Annotated in this window: 5 protein-coding genes; 1 reads left to right on the plus strand and 4 read right to left on the minus strand. The window is 37.8% G+C overall.

Annotated elements, in window-relative coordinates:
• Positions 1-211 precede the first annotated feature (211 nt).
• Positions 212-1,099 (minus strand): nucleotidyltransferase-like protein, encoded by an 888-nt coding sequence (locus AC1DSB_RS16025; RefSeq protein ID WP_016429218.1) that lies wholly within the window; start codon positions 1,097-1,099, stop codon positions 212-214.
• A gap of 127 nt (positions 1,100-1,226) precedes the next feature.
• On the opposite strand from AC1DSB_RS16025, the gene AC1DSB_RS16030 reads away from it, so the two are divergent.
• A complete protein-coding gene (locus AC1DSB_RS16030) occupies positions 1,227-1,571 on the plus strand; it encodes a YgzB family protein (protein WP_016429219.1) in 345 nt (114 codons plus the stop codon).
• A gap of 84 nt (positions 1,572-1,655) precedes the next feature.
• Here the strand turns inward: AC1DSB_RS16030 and perR are convergent, their stop codons facing one another.
• The 3 genes from perR to AC1DSB_RS16045 form a co-directional block, all read right to left on the minus strand.
• Complete coding sequence (perR, locus tag AC1DSB_RS16035) at positions 1,656-2,099, minus strand: peroxide-responsive transcriptional repressor PerR (RefSeq protein ID WP_016429220.1); 444 nt, start codon at positions 2,097-2,099, stop codon at positions 1,656-1,658.
• 102 nt (positions 2,100-2,201) lie between these two features.
• Positions 2,202-2,753: a cob(I)yrinic acid a,c-diamide adenosyltransferase gene (locus tag AC1DSB_RS16040; protein WP_342543035.1), complete on the minus strand. Its 552-nt coding sequence runs from the start codon at positions 2,751-2,753 to the stop codon at positions 2,202-2,204.
• A 1-nt stretch (position 2,754) separates the two neighbouring features.
• Positions 2,755-3,702: a D-2-hydroxyacid dehydrogenase gene (locus AC1DSB_RS16045; protein ID WP_477531754.1), complete on the minus strand. Its 948-nt coding sequence runs from the start codon at positions 3,700-3,702 to the stop codon at positions 2,755-2,757.
• Between the last annotated feature and the right edge of the window lie 56 nt (positions 3,703-3,758).

Genomic DNA, 3,758 nt, shown 5'->3' on the forward strand with positions numbered 1-3,758 from the left:
GCTTTATTGTTGACGTTTTGCTGTTCAGTTTTCAAGGTTCATTGTGTCACTCGTTTTGGCGACTTCTCTAATTTAGCACTTTAAAGTAAGAGAGTCAAGCACTTTTTAAATCTATTTTTTCATGCTGTGTTGCTCAGCGACGTTTACTATTATATACAGGCTTTTATACAAACGTCAAGAAAAAAATAAGACGCTTTTTCAAGCGCCTTATTTACTGTGGTGCTTCCTCATCAATTTGTTCAACTTTATAGTAGCGGTGAAAGATTTTATCACTCTTCGTCTCTATTCGTTCTACGTGGATGTAGCCCTTCTCTACAAGAAATTCAATAAAGACTTCCAAGTCGACCGAATAGTTTCTGAGCTCTTCTTGTTCGTGCAATTCTTGAATCGTCCAATGATCTTTTTGGCTCATGACTTCTAATATATGACGTGACCCGTCTTTGGTTCTTGAATGGATCATAAACTCACTTGCTAAGAACAATAGCTCCAATCTTTTATCGATTGGTTCTTCGCTTGATAGCAATTCTTCATATAGTTTATAGATGGAGGGTTCAATTATTTTGACCTGCGACCAAACAGTTACTTCAGGATGCATGCCGTTTTCAAAAACAGCCAGTCTTGCAAGATGGTGCAAGGAATCCACAATATGATTGTATGCATCCATGTAGTTTTTTTGTTCAAAGAACACTTTTCCTTCTAAATAACGACGCAAAAGTTTTGCAAATTCAATTCCCATTTTAATTTTACGTCCATAAAAGGGAAAATCTTTTAACTCAGTTTTCAATTCATGAACAAATTCATTACGGTCGAACATGACACGTCCATAAAAAATCCAGTCCACGATTTTTCTATTAGTTCCAAGAAGTAACCATTTCCGTAACTGTTTCTCAGTAACAATGTGCATCGCTGCTTTTTTATCGTTAAATGTATAATGTTTCGTAAACACAGGCTGTGTTGCATCTTTAGCTAATATTAAAAGAATAGTATCGAATGTATCCGTTATTTGACTAACTTTTTCTCTCTTCTCGACTAAAATGACGCCGAGCGTATTTGGTTGGCTCGCTCTTTCCTGATAAATAGGACGCAGAATTTGTTCCAACGGAAGTCCCCCTCATAAATTAATCAAAATGGTATATGTTCTTTTTTCGACAAAGGTTGTGAGATTCCTTCAAACGATTTACACTACCAATTATGGTATAGTAAACATGATTAAGGAGGAACACAATATGAAACCTTATAAAAATAAAATAAATCGAATTCGTTCGTTTGCATTATCATTGATTTTCATCGGTTTTGTCATCATGTATATCGGCATCTTCTTCCGAGAAAATCAAATCGTCATGACTCTGTTTATGTTTTTAGGTCTGCTAGCCATTATAGGCAGCACAGGTGTATACGCATGGATTGGAATGCTTTCCACGAAAGCAGTTCAAGTTGTCTGCCCTAACTGCGGAAAGTATACCAAAGTTTTAGGTCGGGTTGATATGTGTATGTATTGTAAAGAACCACTTACATTAGATCCTACTTTAGAAGGTCAGGAATTTGATGAATCTTTAAACCGAAAAAGATAATAACCAAGTGGGCTAACATTCATTATAGAATGTTAGCCCTTTTTTTGTACAAAAAAAAGAGCACCGAAATGCTCTTTTTGTTTACTATTGAACTTTTATAGCTGATGTTTCACAGGTCGGACATGTTCCGTAAATCTCCATACGATGCGAATTTACTTTGAATCCAGTGACGTGAGAAGCTAATTGTTCTACCTCATCTAAACCTGGATAATGGAAATCAACAATTTTGCCACAATTATCACAAATAATGTGATAGTGATCATTGGTAACGAAATCAAACCGACTCGATGAATCGCCATAGGTTAATTCTTTTACTAATCCGGCTTCTCTAAAAACACGAAGATTATTATATACCGTCGCTACGCTCATGTTTGGGAATTTCCCTTCAAGCGCTCTATATATATCATCTGCTGTTGGATGAATCATGGATTGGATGAGAAATTCTAAAATCGCATGACGCTGTGGTGTAATTCGGACTCCTGTTGATTTCAAATTATCCAATGCGTCACGTAAATGCATTTCAGTCATCGCCATGCACCTCACTTCATAAAGATTATTATTTTATAATCGTTACAATTAGTATAAGAAAGAAGTAACGAAAAAGTCAACAAAAACCCATTACATCAAGGGCTACTCAGCATGTAATCCTTTTTCTTTCTGACCTAGGCGCAAGTTAACGAAGCGTGCAGCAACAAATAAGAAATCAGATAAACGGTTTAAGTAAGCTAAAACAAGTGGAGATACGCTATCGCCAATACTGACCGCAGAACGCTCAGCGCGTCGAACTATGGTGCGAGCTACATGCAGGGTCGCCCCGGCAGGATGACCGCTAGGCAAAATGAAGTTTTGTAATGACGGCAACTGCGCATCCCATTCATCGATTAAATTTTCAAGTTTTGTGATTTCACTATCTTCCAGTTTCCATTTCACTTCTTTTCCAGCAGGTGTGGCCAGTTCCGCTCCCACATGAAAAAGGGTAGTTTGGATTTGATGGAAAGCTTGCAAAACAGTCTCTTTTTCTTCAAAAAACTCATTTTGGATAAAACTGAGGGCAACTCCTATCATGGAATTCGCTTCGTCGCATGTACCATAAGCTTCTACCAAAGCATCATTCTTCGCAACTCGAGATCCATAAATAAGTGAAGTTGTCCCTTTGTCGCCTGTTTTAGTATAAATTTTCACGTTAATACCCCTTTTCTAAGTCTATGACATTTTGAAAATTCGATCCCGTTTCCATCCATTCATGTAGGTTATGCCGGAAAATCTTTAGAGCTCGTGGTACATATTCTGAAGAATGGCTGGAAACATGAGGTGAAACAATAACCCCTTCCATTTTCCAAAGCGGATGACTGTCATCAAGTGGTTCACTCTCAAAAACATCAAGAACAACATAAGCAATTTGACGTTCCTTCATTGCTTGTATGAGTTGTTCCTCTTTTATCAGATCACCACGACCAAAATTCATAAAAATTGCGTCTTCTTTCATTAATACGAAATGATTATATGTAATAAAACCCCTTGTTTCCGGTGTGCTTGGTAAGACAGAAATGATGATATCAACTTTGGGTAGTTCTTCATTTAATTGATCAAAAGTAATCATTGCATTCATGTTGGGCGCCTTTCGCCCAGAGCGATTGCAACCAATTGTTGTTACGCCAAACGCTTGCAACAACCGACCGATTTCACTGCCGATTGCACCAGGGCCAATTATCAGAGCCGTACTTCCAAAAAGCTCCATAGACCCTGAGCGCTTACTCCATTCACTGTTTTCCTGTTGTTTATACATCCACGGTAAAGCACGTTTAAGGGCAAGTAAATGTGCTAGGACGGATTCAGACATTGGTGTTTTGTGAATTCCTTTGACATTGGTAACTAAAATGTTTCGCTTCGCGATATCACGAAGCGGCATTTTTTCTAATCCCGCAGAAGCAACCATGAGCCATTTCAATGAAAGTGCTTGATCTAGAGTTTCTTTTGAAACATCTTCGCCATAGGTCACAATGATTTCAGCTCGTTTAAGTGCATTTTCATCTTTAATAGAAGAAAAAATGAACTCAACTTTCGGAAACTCAGTCAGTAACTCTTCTATCAAATATTCCTTAACCGGGAAAGTAAAAAGTACATTGGTCATTTAGCTGTCACTAATTCACGCAAAGTTACGAGAGCATCTTCCACGTGTCCCTTCAC

This window comes from Paenisporosarcina sp. P4_E4_2, assembly GCF_056401595.1.